Here is a 17,928-nt window from a genome sequence, read left to right as displayed (position 1 = left end):
AAGTTGTAGGCATGGAACCCCCAGAAAACCCAAGGATCGAATGCCTTGCGCTGCCCGAAGCAGATTTCCCTTCTATGGACCGTAGACGACCAAGCTAAGACTTCCTGCATCCAATCAATCTACAGCAAGATTAGTAGACGGCGATAACCATCAAGCGCCACATACAGCTCGAGAAAAGCCAATAAAACACGACGTTGGGTTTGGACGAAGACTCATGTCAAGAGCACGCGAAGGCTCGGTATGAACAGATTTGACGGCGGGACTGCGGAGATTGCAGCTTGTCATACTGAGGCGTCTGATCTGAGTGAAGTATTTCACCAACGGTCGCTCATATAGGGACGCAAGATCTGAAACGGGGCTACAGCGCGTTTGACGGACGGCGAGCTGACTTTCGCGCTGTTAGGACCAAATTCCAGTTCTGGTATTTGTTCTAGCGAAAGGCGTGCGGCATAGAATACCGCACGCCTTCGTCGGTTGAGGACCTTTAGGCGATCATGTCGTAACTCATGTCGTCCGAGTCAGCCTCAACGTTCTGATCGTCTTCGTCGATCTCCTTCGACATCAAGGACATAACGTCTTCGAACAGCATGTTGTCGTCTGCTTCATCGGGTTCGAATGCTGGTAGCAGCGCGGTTTTCGAAATCCATGAGCCGTCTGAACCGGAGCCTTTGGTGCCGCCCGAGCCGGAGCCCTTCGTGCCGTCCGAGCCGGAGCCCTTGGTGCCGCCCGAGCCGGAGCCCTTCGTGCCGCCCGAGCCGGAGCCCTTGGTGCCGTCCGAGCCGGAGCCCTTCGTGCCGCCAGAACCGGAGCCCTTCGTGCCACCCGAACCTGAGCCCTTGGTGCCGCCAGAACCGGAGCCCTTCGTGCCACCCGAGCCGGAGCCCTTCGTGCCACCCGAGCCGGAGCCCTTGGTGCCGTCCGAGCCGGAGCCCTTCGTGCCGCCCGAACCGGAGCCCTTGGTGCCGCCAGAACCGGAGCCCTTCGTGCCACCCGAGCCGGAGCCCTTGGTGCCGTCCGAGCCGGAGCCCTTCGTGCCACCCGAGCCGGAGCCCTTCGTGCCACCCGAACCTGAGCCCTTCGTGCCACCCGAACCGGAGCCCTTCGTGCCACCCGAGCCGGAGCCCTTGGTGCCGTCCGAGCCGGAGCCCTTCGTGCCGTCCGAGCCGGAGCCCTTCGTGCCTCCTTTGCCGTCCTCGTGAGTCTTATCTTTCGAGTCTTCGAGCGATGGCATCACTTTGCCGAGCGTATCGTCATACCAGGCGCTGAAGGAATGCCCCTCGACGCCGCCATTATGGTAGGATTTGGTCGAGCTTGCCGAATGCTGGCCCGAGCCGTTCGAGTGGTTAAAACCCCACTTGAAGGAATACCATTTCATTTTCACCTCCGCTTACTGCCGGCAAAGTCCGGCCTCTCGTCTCCGGCTTTTGGACAGAGTCGAAAGCCGCAGAGGGAAAATGTGTCGGCTTTGACTTCTTGCTGCAAAAGTTTTGCCTCAATCAAGCCGAAATACACTCTGACTGAATCAACTATGGAAACAATCAGCCGATCTAGGATCAACTGGTCAATAATTGATGTCTGGAGGCCTGGATTCAGACAGAATCCTTCTCAAATTTGGCGAGTCCGGGCAGTCTTCCAACACGAATCGTATTCTTAGATCGCTTCGACGCTTGGGAATGGCGGCGGGTATGAAGGCGCACAGGATAATGACATCATCGGAGCCGAACGATCGGATCGATCACCTCACCCGTCTCGCAGAGGACTTCTTCGGCGAGCGTGTTACCCATGTCAGCACCCCTGGCGGCACTGATCGCGCAAGCATCCGCGTTACGCTCGAATCCCGCTCTGTGATCGCTACGCTGCGCCCAAATTTCCGGCGCACGCATTTGGAAGCCTACATTCTGAAAATCCTCGAGTCCGAATGCGACTGCGCACCTAAGTTTATGGGTCTTCGAGAAAATGTCCTGTTCCAGTCCGACCTTGGCGGCAACCGATTGAATACGGCGATCTGGAAGGCCGGTCAGGCAGACCGCGCGTCCATCGCCTTCAGCGCAGTGGAGGCGATCCTCCGCATCCAGAAGGCCGCCAATCGAGTGGGCCTTCGAGACGCTCTGCCGATCCTCGGAGCGAATGATGATTGGGTCGAAAACCTCGTCCATGCTATAGATACGATGGAAAGTATTTCGCACGGGCGGAGCATCACACTCAATCGAGCGGAGCTATGCCAGAAAATTGTCACCCGGCCGCGATCCTTCGTGAAGTGGGATTGTCGTTCGGGGAATGCCGCAGTTTCGAATAGCAACTCGGTCAAATGGTTCGATTTTGAATATGCTGGAGTCCGCCATGGCGCCGAAGATCTTGCCTGGCTGATTGCTGACGAGGCTTGGCCAATCAATCCGGAAGTCATGGAAAAAATTATCCTGGATTGCTTGCCAAGTGAGGATCGGTCTGCAGCTGACACATATCTCGATTATCTTTGGCTCTATACATCCTTTCATTGCATCCAGCGCATCAAGCTGATTATGAAGGAAGTGGTGAAACGCGGCTGGCTCTCCAAATCGCGCATTCGAAAATTCGACGATGCCGGAGTGCATCCCGAATTTGCCTACAATCTTTGCAAGGTTGGCGAATATGCCGCCTACCGCAACCGCGAGACAGCGCTTCTCGCGCGCGATTTCGCGGATGGACAACGCTTTTTCCTATCGATCATGAGGGATGGTCTCGCGGCCCGCGGTGCCATTGCAGCGGAATGAAACATGAAACCTTCGATACGACGGATGCGGCACAGATCACGGTATCGGTGATCGACACGCTGGACGGGTTGGCTGCGATCAAGGCCGAGTGGGAAGAACTTTTTGACGCCGATCTCGAAGCGACCGTCTTTCTAAGCTATTCTTGGCTGCATCGCGCCTTCGCGGCCAACGCCCTTCGCTGGTCTGTTCTTGTCGCGCGCGACCGGGCAAGAGGCGGGAATATCGTCGGAATCCTGCCGCTCAAGTATCGCACCCATTGGAGCGAAAGCCGCCAGAGTGTTGTCTCCGAAATCGAGGCGGGCGGACGATTGATGTTCAGCGAATACGTTGGTTTTCTGTGTCGCCCCGGCGTCGAGGTTGCGGCGATTCGGGCCCTCGCAAGGCATAGTGCGACCATGCCTTGGTCAAAGCTGTCGGTCCGCTACATCGCTCAAGCGCGACGTGCAAAGATCTTTACCGATGCGTTCGAGGGTGGCGACTTCAGGGTCGAATTCAGGCGCTATATGATCAACAAGGGGCAAACGAACAACCTGCTTTGTCCGCAGGTAGAGTTGCCCGAAAGCTTCGATCAATATCTCGCGGACAGCATCAGTTCGAACCAGCGGCAGAAATACCGCCGTCTTCTACGCAAGAAAATCGACAGCGGCGAGTTTCGCGTAACGGTCGCCGACGCGACAACGGCGATGCGCGACATCGATATTCTACTGGGTCTTTGGCAGATCCGCTGGCAAGGCGAAAAGGGAGCGTCGAAGGCGGCCGAGGTTGCCCGTAACTACCGGGAAGTCCTACGTGCGGCGAAAGAGGATGGAATCCTCTTTTTGCCTGTGCTGTGGCAAGGCGACACACCCATCGGCGCGCTGGGTCATATAGAAGACCGAAAGAACGGTATCCTGCATTTCATTGTCGGCGGTCGGCAAATCAGTTCGGACGAGGGCGGGATTGGCCAGCTTCTGCATATGGAGAGTATCAGGCACGCCATAGCGCAAGGCTTTATCTGCTACGATTTCTGCCACGGCAACGAGCCCTACAAATACAGCTATGGTGCGGCCGACACCGAAGCGCTTTATTTCACTATCCGCCGTCGTTCAAAGGATACGACCATGCTGTTCGATCCGATCTGCACACCGCAAGCCATTGATCGGATCCGCCAACTTCTAAAGGCGAAAGAGGTCGCCAGTGCCGAGGCCGCCACTGAGGCACTCGCCAAGTCCTTGCGCTGAGAGCGTTTTCACCGCCACCTGAAGCTAAGATACTTCGGTTTTTGGCTGGCAATAGAGCCATCTTTGAGGCCTGAGGCATTCCTACCCATACATTGGCACGTCCCCAGACTCCTCATCTCGCATCAAATTTTCGAGCCCGTTTAATTAGTTGTTGCCGCCGACTGCTAAAGCTGCCCGCATCACGTCACTTTGCAAACAGTATGAATGATTTTGATGTCCTTGCCGAAATCCTCGTTTCCGGGAAGGTAGTCCTGAGGCTCACTGATCTCGAGCACAGACCAACGGCCTTCCCGTGCGATCGCTTTCAATGTCTGTTCGAAGTCGAGCTCCGTCCAGCGGTCCGTGCGCTGGGTGAAGATTATTGCGCCGCCCGGACAGACACATCGGCACAGGTCGCGCAGCATATCTCCTGCACTCTCGATGTATGTCAGCACGCCGATCGAGGCAGCCGCATTCATGGAGTTTTCCCCAAGGGGCAAGGGAAGCTTCTGGAGGTCATGCTTGATTAGCTGATCGTAGACACCGCGAGTATGCGCGTGGTTCAGGCTCTCCGCTGAGATATCGAGACCAACAATCCGAAACGAGCCATGGCGAGCCATGGCTTGCCCGAAAAGACCGGTGCCGCAACCGACATCAAGGACGTCGCTCCCATCTTCAAGGTGCGCGAATAGCTTTTCAGCGGCGACGGAGGGCGCCTGGTAGTTCCAGGATCTAAGCGTCTCATCGTAAGTTGACGCCCAGTCGTCGTAGTAGTCAGACACTGCTCGAGGATCCGTTGTTCCGGTCTTGAGGTCGAATGCTTGCCCAGGCTTTGAGGGATCGGAGGTCATTCGTTCGGTCCTTCGGTCGGTTTGCAGCGACAATAGGGACACACGCGGCGGGCAACGCCTCAGCTCCCTCTGTCATACGCTTGGCTGTAGGGTCCGCGCATATGTGCTTTGAGCGGCAAAGCTGGCATTAAAGATTGATACCACAAGGCGCAAAAAACTGAACCGCTGCTTCGAAAACCTGCGCCACAAAGCTGGTAACCTCCGCCCCTGCTCAATACTGACCGAGATCTCTCAACGAAAACTCCAAGGGTTCGTCGCAGCCGCTGATACGAAAAAAAGTGCCCAGTGAGTCAAACTCATAGGGATCTAGGACGTCTTGCTTGCAGCGCTGCGTCCCTTCTTGCCACCTTCCCGCCCCGTTCAGCGGCTCCGAGGAAGCTGCACTTTGCTCTGCGGCGTTCGTCGCGCTCATCCGCCACCGTGCGCGAACGATTTTTTAGCAGTGCTTGAGGAAACCTTCGATATTAGTGCAGCTGTGGAGGCAGAAGCGCCTCACCCGTGTCGAGCGAAAGCGCAAAGCGCCACAGCGGTGTCTTTACGTAGTGTCGTTCTTCGAGACGCTGCTTTGGCTCTGACACCTCCGCCAATAGCCCCGCCCACCGAAGAGGTTCCAAAACGCATTGGCGGAAGGCTCCAAATGCCCGCCAATCGTTCTCCTCTCCCGAGACCGGGCCATATAGCACCTCGAACAGGTCGCCAGCGCGTGCGCCTTGGTCGGCCTCGACATTAAGAAAGTTTAGCCAGACGTCCCAATTGCCAATCGGGCGGTCTTCGAACCGCGCGTATGAAGTGTGATCAAGCTCGAACAAGAAGAACGGAATCATCTCGGCAAAGAGCGCTCCCGGCGAGGAAAGAAACTCCGCGCCGCGCTTCGTTACTCGGAATGTGCCCTTATAATGCCGCCCCAGTTTCATGCGCACCAAGATAAAGTGGAGGATCTCCAGTGGCACGAAGTCATACTCATTCAGCACCCTGTTGACGGCGAAGAGTTCATCCGGCCCCATGCCCGGCCAGTCGAATTGATCCGCCGCCCAGTGCACGAAGACGCGTTTGAAAGCGCCAGAAGCAGTGAGACCAATGCCGCCGTTATCTTGGGAGAATTGAAGTGTCAGACGAGCCGCACGCAGCAGAGGCGAATACTGCAGATCGGGGCTGTCGTCAGGGAGAACCGTTAACATTTCGTTAACCAATCTGACTGAAGGTCATTGAAAAGCAGATTTGGAGAGAGCCGTGAGCGAAGTCGAGAACATTCTGCGCGAAGCCCTGCTGGCATATGCAAAGCGATATGGACCTCTCACAGATCCGCATCCACAATCACCGCGCCCCGTAGATTGGATACTGCCGGCGTTCCAGTCCAAAACCATGGCGGAGGCTGCAAATCAGCCTGAAGCGCCTTCAGGGATAGAATCGTCGGAATGACGCATTGTCTCAAGCAAATCGAGTGAGCACGCATTTCTTAAAAAAGATTGCCCCCGTCGCTGGGGCAACAGTGCGACGGGGGCCCTGGGTTGTGTCTGCTGAACACTCATTCAGATTACTTGTTCGTAGCGATTCTGCAAGCTTTTCCTTCGATCACAAATAGTTAATCGAGTCCCCAAATGCACATGCAGAAGCGGTTCGCTTTCTTCGATGCGTATTTGCCGAGGCTACTTGTTGCCTGGATCTGACGTGAGCCTTTGTCGTCCACACAGCGCAGCGTTACCGCCCTCGGTGGATGCAGCTTGTGGCAGAACTTCTGGCCTTCCTTGTAGAATCTCGGCTCCACGTTTGGGGAGAATTTGACCTGCATCTGATGTCCGACCGGCTCACAGACGACAATGTGTTCGACCGGTGGTGGAGCCACGACCCGCTTCGGCGGCTGCTTGGGATTGGGTCCTCCGTCATGCGATCGCTCCGGAGGGTTCCCTCCGGGAGGATTTCCCGGCGGGTCCGATGGCGGATCGAAGCTCGGACGATCATAGGAAGGCTCAGTTGGCGGCTGGTTCAAAGCCATAACTGGCATCGTCAACAGCGCAAAGAAAACCAGGGCGGAGGAAAATATGCGTTTCATGCTCTTGCCTTCTATCTCACACGAAGAAGTCTCTGCCGATACCGGCAATTTGATCGTCGCTAATCGTGGCACCGGCGCGAATGATTGCGACTGTCTGATCGCCGACGCGCACGAGTGTATCACCAGTGGTGGTATCGAGCTCTGTTGTGATCGGAGCGTTCAGCCCCTCTGCTTCTGAGTAGGTGAAGAGAAGCATGTCATCGGAAGCGAAGTCTTCGATAATGGGCGGAGAAGCAGGATCAACCCAGCTGCCGGTGTAAAAGATATCGCTGCCGGAGCCGCCCGTGGCGACATCACCACTTCCCATGATTATCTGGTCGTCACCGTCACCGCCATTGATTTCATCGGGATCTACCAGATCCTGGTCGCGGAAGAATTCGTCATTCTCGCCGTCAGTATATCCCCAAATGGTGTCATTTCCGTCTCCGCCTTCGAGGGTGTCTTCGCCCTCATTGCCACGCAGAAAGTCGTCATCGGCACCGCCATTGAGACTGTCATTGCCTGGACCGCCGAAAAGCCTATCGAACCCGTCACCGCCTTCGAGCGTATCATCACCCTCGCCACCAACGAGTTCATCGTTGCCGGCCTCACCGAACAGCTGATCGTCGCCCTCATCGCCAAACAATTGGTCGAAGCCTGCCCCACCAGTGATTGTGTCGTCGCCCGCCTCGCCGGCAACTAGATCATCGCCGTTTCCACCGCTCAATTCATCGTTGCCTGGGCCACCATAGATGGAGTCAAATCCATCGCCGCCATTGACGACGTCATCGCCCTCTCCTGCGTCGAGAACGTCATCACCTTCGGCTCCGTCAATCGTGTCGTTGCCTTCTTGTGCGACGATCGTGTCGGCGTCGGCCGTGCCTTCGATGTCGTCGTCACCATCGGTCCCGAAGACGATATCATTGAGCGAGTCGCCGTCTCCGGATCCTTCACCATCACCGCCACCATCAGTCGGAGGGACGTCCATGTCGTCATCGTCGTCGGACGAGCCTCCATCATCACTACCGCCGACAAAGGCGAGGCCAGCAAAGCCGGCCAGGAGCAAAAGCAAATATTCCATGTCGGTCCTCATACGATGCAGAATCACTGAACTTGCATCAACCTGACACGAAAACGCGGATTTTCCGCCCAATTTCGGACACAATCGCGCATACGGAAACAGTGGCACGAACATCGGCTGTTTGTCGTCGCTAGGCTGTCTAATCTAAGGGTTTGTCGAGCAAAGCGAGCCGAAAAATCAACGCAGCGGGAGCTCGACACAAAAGCGGCGACGTTCAATCAGCATGTGATCTGGCGTCGCCGTAAGTTTTGCGGTGTGTGTAGATTACCCTAGATTGCGCGAACGTGGGGTCAATACAACCCTGAGTATTCACTTAGGCCGCGCTTCGTCGTGCAGATGGCGCTACTCTACACATCGCAACCTTGAGCGAGGACGATCTGATGTCTTATGAAACTTTAGCAGCGGCCTTCATGAAGACAGAACACCTGAGGAACCCGTGCCGCTTTGCCGAAGAAAGCCAAGTTTCGGCATTGCCATTCCGTGAGACACCCTATTGGCATTCAATGTATAGATGCAGGCACATCGGCATTCATCGTCCCGATCTCCGAATGTGCAATTGGACGGCTCGAATTCTGACGAAAGACAAGAAGTATCGTCAGAAGTGTCTTGGACCCGCCATAGATATAGGTCGCGGCTCAATCACGTATCAAACAGCAGTATGCCGAGCACTTGAGTGGTTCGACTCCGGAGAAGTTAAATCTACTGCGAATGAAGCAGCGACGCTCGGAAAAACGAGCGAGGTCTGCTTCTGTCCGATTGGTCAGGTGTATACGGTCGGTCACGCGCTCAAAGACTACTCGGAATGGACACGTCTATCCCGCTCCCCGGGAGGCCACTATAACAATTTAGTGCTGATAAATTATCATTTGATACCCTATCTCGCGCATTTGCCTCTTGAAGACTTTTCGGCGAAGAATCTTAAGGATCTAGCGCAACGTGTTCTTGATACGCCCCCAAGATACGGCTTCATGGAACGCCAGTTGAAGTCTAATGAAGGCCCCCTGACAGCAGATCAGCTCAGAAAGCGAAAACGCACATTTAATTCTCTCGTTACAATTCTGAAGATGGCTTTCCGTCATGCTTGGGATAATGCGGAAATACAATCAGAACGCCCATGGAGATGCTTAAAACGAATTCCAGTCAACCACTCCCCTAGGACGATCTTTCTTGATCGCGAAGAATGCAATCGGCTACTGGCTTCCTCGACGCCTGCTTTAAAACGGCTTGTGCTTGCTGCTCTCTACACCGGCTGTCGTGTTGGTGAACTTGGAAGCCTTCGCGTCGAAGACGTAGCCAGGGAAGGTTTTGGAATTCGGGTAGCGGCGTTCAAGCGATCACCAGCGCGTTTCGTCTTCCTACCAGACGAGGGGATGGCGTTCTTTCTGGCGCAGTGCGAAGGAAAATCGGGGCAAGATCATGTTTTCGTCTCGGATATGGGCAAACCTTGGGTGAAGCAGCATATACGGCTGTTTAGACGCGCTGTTTCTACCGCAGGCTTGCCGAGTGCATTTGTGTTTCATGTTCTACGCCACACATATGCTAGCGATCTTGTCCGGCAGGGCGTCTCGATCGATATCGTAGCGAAACAACTTGGACACGCTAACAGCCTTACCGTCAGCAACACATACGGTCACTTCGCAGAGCAATTCCGGGAAGAGCAGATAAGGCGGAGGTTCAGCCCTTTAAGCCGTGAGCAACGGGATGAAATGGAACGTCGTGCCTGTCAATTGGCTAAACTGTGGACATCGCTTCAGACGGAAGACTGGCGCGCCTACGCACGAACGATACCCGATACATCAAAGCCGAAAAAGTCGTTCGCAAGACCTGCAGCAGAAGTTGCCGAAGTGTTTGATCGCGCGGAGGGCACGCGAATAAACTGACTTGGAATTAACAAAGCGAGGTTAAATACATAATTCTGGCATCCACGCGACGGACGCTTAGCAGCGCCGTGCGTGATACATAGAGTTTTTATCTCCGCCAGCCCGAAAAGCAAACGCACTCCGCGTTGAGGTGTGGTAGACGCTTTTGTCGAAGAATTCGATTGGTCGACATTCAATTTTTAGCATTCTAATAATTCTTCCAACTCAAACCCAATTAATTCTCGACATACTTGGCTCAAAAATTGGAACGCTGGACGCGAAACTTGGAAGCATCGTGGCGATTAAATCAAACAAACTGGTAAGCAAGTCCACGCAGCGTGAGAGATGTTCATGCAGTTCGATCTCAAACTTGGCTGATGCTTTACACATAGACCGCAAAAGACGGCTCTATGCGATGAGATTCGTGCAGCGGAACTAAATGCAGGTGCTCTGCATCGGTTGATCGAATTGATCCGAGCGGAATATCTCTATGCTGCTCGATCAAATGAGGAGGTGAGGAGAGGTTTACACGCACCACCTTTTGCTAGTCCATTGAGCCTACTTGGCCGACTCTCGGCAGGATCCGATGCCTCGTGAGGCTGTGCAGTCACTCGAAATCCCCGCTTGACGTTTGCTACGTTGGCGGTTTGTGACTATAACACGTAGATGCCTTTGCCAGACACGAAGAAATCAGCATCAATTCTTGCAATATCGAAAATATATCAGTCTATCCCGCTCGCCAACATAAAGGAATTATGGCTTGTCAAAATTTAAGATGATTGATTCCACAACAGCAAATCATTGGCTCACTGTGCCTGGAGATTGGCGGCGAGCTAATGATCGTGAAAACTACGATATACTTTGGGATAAATCGCAATCGTTTGGGCAGGTTTGGCCCAGACCAACTGCGAGTAAAGTCTCTGAGTTCTATGAATTAGACGATTATTACACCCATAGCCACCAATCCGAACTTGGCAAGGATGTCGACGGCTTCATTCAAAAAGTTCAAACGAAGTTGTCGTGGCTGCAAGACAAGGGAGTGGAGCCAGACAAGAACTGGTGGTCGAATGTAATTGTTGGTAAAGGGCTTAGAATACTCGAAATTGGTTGCGGAAACGGAAGCAACCTCTCTGTATTCACATCACTCGGTCATCGAGTGGTTGGAGTGGAGCCTGATCCAACGGCGCTCAAGACTGCACGAGACCTTGGGCATCTGGTTTATCAAGGGACAGCTGAAGCACTACCCACTGAGGTCATAGATGATCACTTTGATGTGGTGGTTTTTATGCATGTGCTCGAACACTGCATTAATCCATTAACAGCTGTCGAAAATGCCGCGAACCTTCTAAATCCAGGTGGTCGGTTTGTTGCGGAAGTGCCAAATAATGCTTGTCTTGGCGCCAAACGGTTCGGCGAACTTTGGTATTGGCTCGATGTGCCGAGACATCTCAATTTCTTTACCGAAGCGAGCTTACGATCAATAGCAGCGGCGTCTGGAATCAGAGTCGATGAAACTCACTTCACTGGATATTGTAGACAATTTGGCTCAGATTGGAAAAAAGCGCAGAAGAAAATTGCTGAAAGTTTTGGATTGGAGGATGATGCTCGTATAACGAGATCTGCATATTGGCTTTACCTACTAGAAACGACGGGGTGCCCCAACGAAAAGAAATATGACTCGGTCCGCGTCGTTGGCACGAAGCCATAAGCAGTGATCTTCGCTGGCGCGCTTTCACCGAGCCGATATTCGTTCAGGCTCAAAGATAGAATTCGCTGCCTTCGATTGGAATACCCGTGAGTAGTAGTGTCAGGAGGCCCTGTTGCACAAACCGGCTAATGGCTAATCTCGCCTTTCCTCGGACGGACTTATCCCACAGTTTCCGTGCCGGGTATCCCAAGAGCGGTGTAACCGTCCCGGACGGCGATGTGGATCTGGGGCTTCGGAACCTGGCGAACAAAGTCTCGCGCCATCAGCCGCGGGCCGAGCAGTTTCACACAGTGCATCTTCGTCTCGACGCGGCTCCAGCGATGACGGCCTTCTAGCGCTTGGCGTTTCTCCGGGTCAATCGATCCATTCGGTCGAAATGTGCGGCTTACCGACGACACCGAGTAAGCCGTTCGCTCAGCAATAACTTTTGCGGTTACTTTCGTCACATTGAGCATCCTTGCTATAAGAGACCTTTCTGTGGACCTGCAGCCTCTCGGAGCGCTACAATAGCGGTCCGTCATCACTCGGTAATATTTGCCAAGCTCGCACTTGTCTGTCAGATCGCCTGCTCCGCTTCTTAAGAAAGCGAACGTGCAGATCTGCACGGTTTTGACTGAGTGTAGCCAAGAGTATGAACGCGAATTCAGGCGCGGGCTCAGCCTTTCCCGAAATTCAGGTCGACGTGAAAGGTTCTGAGCACATGCTAGAGAAGCTCGCGAATTTGGACCGTGAGCAGCAATGCATACTCCAAGGATGACACGCCAATTCCCGCCCGAAGAAAACCTTCCCTCCATGCCCTTCACGCACACGACCTAGGACTTCGTGTGCTCGCTCCTGACCGCAATGTTCGGTGCATTACTGAACCGCGAGCTGGAAGCGTGCATCAGCAATTTCACAGAGCACGAGAAATGCCCATACAGCGCAATCTAGGACCACCGCCGAGGTAAGCCCCACCCGATCGGCGAGTTGCCTCTGTGGGCGGATTTTCCGGGGCTAGGCGCGACGGGCAACGGTCGAGATCCCTACGCGAGAGGGGATGAACGCGCGGGCCTCGGTCCTTGACCAGATCAAGGTGCTCGACCGGCGCTTGTCTGCTATCGCCAGAGCAACGCCGGTGGTGCGACTGTTCATGACCGCGCCCGGCGTGGACGTGATCACGGCCTTGTCGGTTGCTTCTGTCTTCGACGATGCCTCGCGCTTCAGGCGTTTATCGAGCGTGGGGGCTTATCTCGGCCTGACACCCCGGCGCTACGAGTCGGGCGAGACTAGTCGCAACGGTCGCATATCCAAGCAGGGCAACCAGCTGACCAGGAAGCAGCTCTACGAGGCGGCCACCACCCTGCTGACGCGCAACCTGCGTTTCTCAACGCTGAAGGCGTGGGGCCTGAAGCTGGCCAAGATGTCAGGCTTCAAAAAGGCACGTGTGGCCGTTGCCCGCAAGCTTGCCGTCATCCTCCACGCCATGTGGAAGACAAACACCCCATTCCACTGGAGCGAGGTCGATGCATGAGAACAAGGGAGCATGACTGACTGACGACTTCACGAATGCGTCCTGCCGGGACGCGTGGCCAGGATCAGCCCGGACCTCTGAAACGCGGCGCCTCGACAAGACGCAACGAAGATGACCGCGAGGACCACTTCGGCCGATCCACCATCCGACGCCAACATGCAGCAACCCCGAGAGCGATCGACTGCGGAGAGAACCCTGAACCCGGCGAAGGCGCAGACGTGAAAGACAATCCTTGACCAGTGCGATTAGAGAACTTCAGCGGAAGAGGATCATTCTAAGGCGTCGGGTGACTGGCAGTCCATGTGTATTTGATGAACTCGATTACGGTGTGTTGCTCATCGGGTCGTCTAGGCTTCTTGGATTCTATTCGCGCTTCTTAAACCGACGAAACCCGCTTGGCGTGGCAGTGCGACATTCGCCATAAATCATCATTCTCTTGACAGAATGCTGTTTATCCAAGAAAATGCACTTACCGTATCGCCGGGAGGAGCCTCTCTGAGGTCGGCGAACGAATAGCCTCGAGGGGACCGGCCTCGCCGGAGCTCGAAAATTTAGGGGGGAAGCACTTGCTTGCGAAATCGAAAATCATCCTGACAGCCTCGATCCTGGCGGCTACGACAGCGTCGGCCGAGGATTACACCGTTGGAGCTCTGTTCCCGCTCTCGGGGGCAAATGCGATTTACGGCGAGATCTTCATGGCGGGCGCGGATCTGGCAGTTGAGCATATCAACGCTGACGGAATGGTCTCAGGAACTGTCTCTATCGCCTACGAAGACAGCCAGGCCCTGCCCCAACCCGCGATGGTGGGTATGACCAAGCTGGTGAACGTGACTGGCGTGCCTTACACGCTGTCCGCATTCACCGGCGTGTCCAAGGCCATCTCGACCCTTGGGCAGCGCAACCAGGTCGTCGTCGTGAACGGTGGCGGCGTAGGACCAGATCTCGCTGAGCTCGGGGAGTATTTCTGGAACGTCATTCCTCTCGCAAACCTCGAGGTCAGAGCTCTCGTTCCTTACGCGGTGAGCGAGCTCGGCCTGCCGAATGTTGCGCTCGTCTACGTCGATGATCCGCTCGGGCAAGCCATGGAAGCCGAGCTGGAAGCAGTTCTTCCGGAAGTCGGCGGGGAGCTGGTCGGTTCCTATTCGGTTCCAACCACGGCGCAGCAATTCTCTGGCATCGCCGCGCAGATCAGGTCCAGCGATGCGGATCTCGTCTACATTGCCAGCTACGGCAATCAGCAGGTGCAGATCGTCAAGCAACTGCGCGACAACGGAGTGGACGCACAGTTAGCATCCTATTCCGGATACACCGTGAACGACGCGCTGGAATTGCCCGAAAGCGAGGGCATGCTGGTGACCAGCCAGTCTGTCGATTTCGGAAGCGACAACCCGATGACCCAAAGGTTCGTCGAGGGTTTCCGCGAGAAATACGACCAAGAACCGACCGCGTATAACGTGAACTACTACAACGCGACGATGCTCTTCGGCATTCTTGCAGAAGCTCTCGAAGCCGACGGCACGGAAGTCACCGGCGAAACGCTCCTTGCCAAACGGCGCGAGATGGAGAGCTTCGACCTGGTGGGCGGCACCGTGTCATTCCAGGACAACGGAACGCTTCTCTTCCCGATCGAGGTCAAGCGGATCGAAGACGGCGCCACGACAACGATCAGCTCCGTCTCCTTCGAGTGAGTAGTATAAAAAATGCTTGCCCTTCAGCTTGCAGTCACCGGTCTTCAGACCGGTGCGCTTTACGCCCTGACGGCGGTGGGGTTCTCGTTGATCTTCGGATCGACGAGAATCTTCCACTTCGCCCACGGCGCGACCTTCGCCATTGCCGCTTACTTCTTCTACTTCGTATTCCAAGCGGGGTTTGGAACAGTTCCCGCGATCCTCGGCGCTTCGGCGGGAGCCATCGCGTTCGGCCTTCTGATCTACTGGCTGGTTTATGTTCCGGTTCAGCGGCACGAGGGCTCTTTCTTCACCGTTTTCGTCGCCTCCTTCGGGGTCGGGATCGCGGTGCAGAACCTGCTCGGCATGGTGTTCGGACGCGGCTTCGTCACCGTCAATACGTCGCTGTCGCGGAGCTCGGAGATCCTGCCCGGCCTCTACGTCGCACCCTTGGCCTGGATCGCAATCGCCTGCGCAATCGTGTTTCTCGGCGCGCTTCATCTGTTCCTACGACATACCCATACCGGCATGGCGCTCCGCGCACTAAGCGACAATCCTGAACTGGTGCGTATCTTCGGCCTCTCGCCGCAGCGGATCAGTGCCATTGTCTTCGTGATCGGCTCCGTTTTGGTGGTTCCCGCAGCGATCATCACCTCAGCCACGACGGGCCTTAATCCGGCGATCGGACATCATGTGATGCTGATCTCGCTTGCAGCCTCGATCGTCGGGGGTATCGGGTCGGTCTACGGAACGCTCCTAGCCGGGCTCATTCTTGGCCTCGCCGAGAGCATGGCCCTGCTCTTCGTTGCCTCGCAATGGACCGAGGCTGTCACCTTCGCAATCCTCTTCGCTTTCATCCTCATTCGTCCCTCCGGTCTTCTGGGCCGAGCGACAGCGCACTGAGGAGAATGGACGCTCCATGGAAGCCTATATCTTCAATCTTCTGAATCTCATCGCGATCTACGGGATTCTCGCTGTCTCTTTGAACTTCATCATCGGCTATGCGGGGATTTACTCTCTTGCTCACGCCGTGTTCTTCGGTCTGGGGGCCTACTCGTCGGCATGGGTCGGGCTGAATGTCACGCCGTCCACCTTTGTGACAATCCCGGCGGCGATGCTGGTTGCGGCAATCGTGTCGCTGGTTCTGGCACTTCCGGCCTTGAGGGTGAGAGGCGAATATTTTGTTGCCGCGTCGCTTGGCCTTCAGGTGATTGCCGTCACAGTCTTTTCGGAATGGAAGAGCTTCACAGGCGGTATCGGTGGCGTTCTTGCCATCCCGCCGGTGAACCTGTTCGGCGCAGAGATCTACCGACCAAGGGAATTCGCCATCGTCTCAGTGATCGCGCTGCTCATTGTGATTGCAATTACCCTTGCGCTCGTGCGCTCGAGCTTCGGCCGAAACCTCCGAGCGATCCGCGATAGTGAAAGCGCGGCAGCGAGCTTTGGAAAGAACGTCCCGCTGATCAAGACGGTCGCCGTGGTAATTTCCGCGGCCCTAGCGGCAGTGGCCGGCGCGCTCTATGCCAGCTTCATCAGCTTCATCAACGTGGAAAGCTTCATGCTCGACACATCGGTCTTGTTGATGGCGATGGTGATCATTGGCGGAACCGGCACGTTTCTTGGGCCGCTGGTCGGGGCTGCGTTGTTGCTGATCCTGCCCTCGGCAATCTCTTACCTCAGCTTCTTGCCGCAGACCGAGATCGGAGCCTTGCAGCAAATCATCTATGGGCTGGGCATGACGCTTCTGATGATCTTCCGGCCAGGCGGGATCGTTGGACGCAGGAGCGGGACATGACCAGCACGACCATCGCACATGGAGAGCCGCTCCTTCAGGTCCGCAATCTCGACAAGAGCTTTGGGGGCATGAAGGCCGTGGACGACGTGACGCTCGATCTGCGCGCAGGGATCGTCACGACGCTCGTCGGTCCGAACGGCGCAGGAAAGACCACCTTGTTCAATCTGATCACCGGAAACCTCGCCCGAGATAACGGCGAAGTGGAATGGCTCGGTCAGGACATTGCAGGTGGCAAACCCCACCTCATCGCTCGGCGCGGTATCATGCGCACCTACCAGGACCTCCGTCTCTTCGACAGCATGAGCGTCTGGGACAACATCATGAGCGCCACGGAATACGGGTTGTTGCCGATGCCCATGTCGTCGGCTGCCCGGCACAAACGCAAAGAGAGGATTGAAGAGGTCCTGGAACGCACCGGCCTCAGCGACAAGCGTGACACTCGCGCGCTCGATCTGGCCTACGCAGAACGCAAGTTTCTGTCGATGGCCCGGATCATGGCCACCGAGGCGCGCCTCTGGCTGCTCGATGAGCCTGCGTCGGGCCTCGATCCAAATTCCTATGAGCGCTTTCTCAAGATCCTGCGGGACGATCGGGAGGCCGGAACCACGATCTGTATCATCGAGCACAACCTCGATATCGTCATCGGGATCTCCGATCGTATCGCGTTCCTTGATCGTGGTCGCCTCTTGGCGGATGCAGAACCAGATACGGTCCTCAACGATCCCGAGTTGGCCAAGATCTACTTCGGAGACCAATCATGACCCCGGTTTTGGAAACACGCGGTCTTGCAGCCGGGTATGGCGGACGCTCGGTCATCTCGGACATCAACGTGACACTCAACCCGTCCGAGGTGCTCTGCGTGATCGGTCACAACGGCGCCGGCAAATCAACGATGCTGAAGACGATGTTCGGCCTGATCTCGCCGGATGCAGGATCCGTCCACATCGACGGCGAGGACGTCACCAAGCTGAACCCGCGCGACATCGCCGAACTAGGCGTGGCGATGGTGCCCGAGGGACGTGGCGTCTTCCCGTCACTTTCGGTCTCGGACATCTTTGCATTGGGCATGCATGCCGTCGGTGTGCCGAAGGCTGAACGGGCGGAACGCCTTGGATGGGTTCTTGGCATCTTGCCAGCGATCCGAGAGTTCATGGAGCGGCCAGCCTCAACATTGTCCGGCGGACAGCAGCAGATGGTTTCGATTGGCCGGGCACTCCTGCCGCGCCCCCGCATTCTGCTGATGGACGAGCCGTCGATCGGGCTGGCGCCAAAGCTCTTTCAGGACCTGCTTGCACCCGTTCGAAAGCTTCAGCAAGAGGAGGGCCTGTCGATCCTGCTTGTCGAACAGAACGTGCGCGAAGCGCTCAAGATCTCGGATCGGGCCCTCGTGGTAAAGTCCGGAGCGATTGCTTGGACCGGAGAGCCAGAGGAACTGGCAGATAACAAGCGACTGATCGAGCTGTATTGATGGATGAGCGA

15 protein-coding genes and 1 pseudogene are annotated in these 17,928 nt (G+C 55.8%); 10 read left to right on the top strand and 6 right to left on the bottom strand.

Annotated elements, in window-relative coordinates:
• Nucleotides 1-484 precede the first annotated feature (484 nt).
• The gene (locus FIU91_RS19375) at nucleotides 485-1,375 is read right to left on the bottom strand and encodes a hypothetical protein (RefSeq protein WP_172974958.1); all 891 of its coding nucleotides are present in this window, start codon (nucleotides 1,373-1,375) and stop codon (nucleotides 485-487) included.
• A gap of 328 nt (nucleotides 1,376-1,703) precedes the next feature.
• Here FIU91_RS19375 and FIU91_RS07155 point away from each other — a divergent pair, with 328 nt between their 5' ends.
• Entirely contained in the window at nucleotides 1,704-2,750 is a 1,047-nt protein-coding gene (locus FIU91_RS07155; protein ID WP_152461976.1) for a hypothetical protein, read from the top strand.
• Entirely contained in the window at nucleotides 2,747-3,970 is a 1,224-nt protein-coding gene (locus tag FIU91_RS07150; protein ID WP_152461975.1) for a GNAT family N-acetyltransferase, read from the top strand. Before FIU91_RS07155 ends, FIU91_RS07150 begins: the two co-directional genes overlap by 4 nt.
• Before the next feature lie 179 nt (nucleotides 3,971-4,149).
• Here FIU91_RS07150 and FIU91_RS07145 read toward each other — a convergent pair whose 3' ends face one another.
• From FIU91_RS07145 to FIU91_RS07130, 4 genes are all read right to left on the bottom strand, one after another.
• Nucleotides 4,150-4,800 carry a class I SAM-dependent methyltransferase gene (locus FIU91_RS07145; RefSeq protein ID WP_152461974.1) on the bottom strand — a complete coding sequence of 217 codons (651 nt, stop codon included), beginning with the start codon at nucleotides 4,798-4,800 and terminating at the stop codon, nucleotides 4,150-4,152.
• A gap of 464 nt (nucleotides 4,801-5,264) precedes the next feature.
• Complete coding sequence (locus FIU91_RS07140; RefSeq protein WP_152461973.1) at nucleotides 5,265-5,978, bottom strand: hypothetical protein; 714 nt, start codon at nucleotides 5,976-5,978, stop codon at nucleotides 5,265-5,267.
• A gap of 404 nt (nucleotides 5,979-6,382) precedes the next feature.
• Entirely contained in the window at nucleotides 6,383-6,850 is a 468-nt protein-coding gene (locus FIU91_RS07135; protein WP_152461972.1) for a hypothetical protein, read from the bottom strand.
• Between the two features lie 16 nt (nucleotides 6,851-6,866).
• Nucleotides 6,867-7,910, bottom strand: coding sequence for a calcium-binding protein (locus tag FIU91_RS07130; protein WP_172974957.1), 1,044 nt, complete (start codon nucleotides 7,908-7,910; stop codon nucleotides 6,867-6,869).
• A 380-nt stretch (nucleotides 7,911-8,290) separates the two neighbouring features.
• On the opposite strand from FIU91_RS07130, the gene FIU91_RS07125 reads away from it, so the two are divergent.
• Together FIU91_RS07125 and FIU91_RS07120 are read left to right on the top strand one after the other, a co-directional pair.
• A complete protein-coding gene (locus FIU91_RS07125) occupies nucleotides 8,291-9,790 on the top strand; it encodes a site-specific integrase (RefSeq protein WP_152461970.1) in 1,500 nt (499 codons plus the stop codon).
• Nucleotides 9,791-10,529: 739 nt separating this feature from the next.
• Nucleotides 10,530-11,477, top strand: a complete 948-nt coding sequence (locus FIU91_RS07120; RefSeq protein WP_152461969.1) for a bifunctional 2-polyprenyl-6-hydroxyphenol methylase/3-demethylubiquinol 3-O-methyltransferase UbiG — start codon at nucleotides 10,530-10,532, stop codon at nucleotides 11,475-11,477.
• 158 nt (nucleotides 11,478-11,635) lie between these two features.
• Here FIU91_RS07120 and FIU91_RS07115 read toward each other — a convergent pair.
• A pseudogene (locus tag FIU91_RS07115) lies at nucleotides 11,636-11,806 on the bottom strand (IS5/IS1182 family transposase); the annotation flags it as partial.
• 707 nt (nucleotides 11,807-12,513) lie between these two features.
• On the opposite strand from FIU91_RS07115, the gene FIU91_RS07110 reads away from it, so the two are divergent.
• The 6 genes from FIU91_RS07110 to FIU91_RS07085 all read left to right on the top strand — a co-directional run bounded on the left by FIU91_RS07110 (nucleotide 12,514) and on the right by FIU91_RS07085 (nucleotide 17,917).
• On the top strand, nucleotides 12,514-12,987 hold the full coding sequence (locus FIU91_RS07110) for a transposase (RefSeq protein WP_254702061.1): 474 nt from the start codon (nucleotides 12,514-12,516) through the stop codon (nucleotides 12,985-12,987).
• A 566-nt stretch (nucleotides 12,988-13,553) separates the two neighbouring features.
• On the top strand, nucleotides 13,554-14,675 hold the full coding sequence (locus tag FIU91_RS07105; protein ID WP_152461968.1) for an ABC transporter substrate-binding protein: 1,122 nt from the start codon (nucleotides 13,554-13,556) through the stop codon (nucleotides 14,673-14,675).
• 12 nt (nucleotides 14,676-14,687) lie between these two features.
• Nucleotides 14,688-15,557: a branched-chain amino acid ABC transporter permease gene (locus FIU91_RS07100; protein WP_152461967.1), complete on the top strand. Its 870-nt coding sequence runs from the start codon at nucleotides 14,688-14,690 to the stop codon at nucleotides 15,555-15,557.
• A 79-nt stretch (nucleotides 15,558-15,636) separates the two neighbouring features.
• A complete protein-coding gene (locus tag FIU91_RS07095) occupies nucleotides 15,637-16,449 on the top strand; it encodes a branched-chain amino acid ABC transporter permease (RefSeq protein WP_254702060.1) in 813 nt (270 codons plus the stop codon).
• Nucleotides 16,446-17,210, top strand: coding sequence for an ABC transporter ATP-binding protein (locus FIU91_RS07090; RefSeq protein ID WP_152461965.1), 765 nt, complete (start codon nucleotides 16,446-16,448; stop codon nucleotides 17,208-17,210). The genes FIU91_RS07095 and FIU91_RS07090 overlap by 4 nt, the downstream gene beginning before the upstream one ends.
• Nucleotides 17,207-17,917, top strand: a complete 711-nt coding sequence (locus tag FIU91_RS07085) for an ABC transporter ATP-binding protein (RefSeq protein ID WP_152461964.1) — start codon at nucleotides 17,207-17,209, stop codon at nucleotides 17,915-17,917. Before FIU91_RS07090 ends, FIU91_RS07085 begins: the two co-directional genes overlap by 4 nt.
• Nucleotides 17,918-17,928: the final 11 nt, after the last annotated feature.

Source organism: Roseivivax sp. THAF30 (genome assembly GCF_009363575.1).
Classification (GTDB): domain Bacteria; phylum Pseudomonadota; class Alphaproteobacteria; order Rhodobacterales; family Rhodobacteraceae; genus Roseivivax; species Roseivivax halotolerans.
The sequence above is the reverse complement of the archived record's forward strand: the minus strand, read 5'-3'. Positions and strand labels throughout refer to the sequence as shown.